Annotated in this window: 2 protein-coding genes; both read left to right on the top strand. The window is 68.9% G+C overall.

Annotation, left to right across the window (positions count from 1 at the left end; all coding sequences use genetic code 11):
* Positions 1-48 precede the first annotated feature (48 nt).
* The gene (locus ACFWOG_RS40895; protein WP_380364834.1) at positions 49-918 is read left to right on the top strand and encodes an IS5 family transposase; all 870 of its coding nucleotides are present in this window, start codon (positions 49-51) and stop codon (positions 916-918) included.
* A gap of 26 nt (positions 919-944) precedes the next feature.
* A complete protein-coding gene (locus ACFWOG_RS40890; protein ID WP_380364836.1) occupies positions 945-1,325 on the top strand; it encodes a hypothetical protein in 381 nt (126 codons plus the stop codon).
* Positions 1,326-1,337 lie beyond the last annotated feature (12 nt).

The following is a 1,337-nucleotide window of genomic DNA, read 5'->3' as shown; positions in this document are numbered from 1 at the left end:
CTAGGGCGTGTTTTGGAAGGTCGTCCGGCGTGATGTCAGGCTCTTCGGATGGGGCGGGGGGATCTGTCGGATGACCAGTGGGCTGTGCTGGAACCGTTGTTGCCGGTTGCCGGTGTGGGGCGTCCGGCGAGGTCGCGCCGCAGGCTGGTCGACGGGGTTCGGTGGCGAGTGCGGACTGGCGCTCCGTGGCGGGACGTTCCGCCGGAGTACGGTCCCTGGCAGACGATCTACGGGTTGTTCCGTCGCTGGCAACGACAGGGTGTCTGGCAGCAGATCCTGGCTGCTCTGCAGGCGCGGGCCGATGCGGCAGGGCTGATCGTCTGGGAGGTGAACGTCGACTCCACGGTCTGCCGGGCCCACCAGCACGCCGCGGGAGCCCGGCGGGACGGTGCCGCTCAGAAGGAACCGCCGGGTGGCGTGGGGCAGGAGCCCGCGGATCACGGACTGGGCCGGTCGCGGGGCGGCTTCACAACCAAGATCCATCTGGCGTGCGAGCAACTCCAAAGACCGATGTCCTTGCTCGTCACAGCCGGTCAGCGCGGCGACTCGCCGCAGTTCGAGGCGGTACTCGAAGCGATCCGGGTGCCCAGAACCGGCCCGGGGCGACCGCGCACCCGTCCGCTTCGGGTGCGCGGCGACAAGGCGTATTCGTCCAGGGTCAACCGGGCCTACCTGCGCAGACGCGGCATCCGGTGCACCATTCCGGAACCGGCCGACCAGATCCGCAACCGCAAACGGCGAGGCGCCGGCGGTGGCCGTCCGCCCGTCTTCGACCGTGAGGACTACAAGGCCCGCCATGCCGTCGAGTGCGGCATCAACCGGCTGAAGCAGAACCGGGCGGTGGCCACCCGGTTCGACAAACTCGCCGTCCGCTTCGAGGCTGCCGTCCTCGTCGCCGCGATCAACCAGTGGCTGTGAGACCCGACGTGTCGGGCTCGCGTGCCATGCTGGCCGCGAGCCCGGAGCAGGGCGTCGCACAAGGGGAGAGACCGGTGGCCGCTGACTACTACTGCGCCGACAGCGAGAACGGCGACCACATCGACGACCCGTCCGAAGACGCCATCTTCATGCTGGTCGACGACCTCAACGACACCGACAACACGTTCGTCGTCATCCAGCCCGACGAGGACGACCCGGTCTGGTACGTCTCGGTCGCCGTCCTCGACGAGGGCGGCTACGAGATCGTCCGCCGCGACGCGAGCCGCCGCGAACACGACGTGATCACCGAGACCAGCATCGGCACGATCGCGCGCGACCTCATCCTCTGGCTGGCCGCCCGAAGCTTCCCAGGGCGGCCGACCAGGCACACCTTCGACGCCTTCTAAAACACGGCCTAG

The organism is Kitasatospora sp. NPDC058406 (assembly GCF_042722765.1).
In the GTDB taxonomy this organism is placed as follows: domain Bacteria; phylum Actinomycetota; class Actinomycetes; order Streptomycetales; family Streptomycetaceae; genus Kitasatospora.
This window is presented reverse-complemented; position numbering and strand designations above follow the sequence as displayed.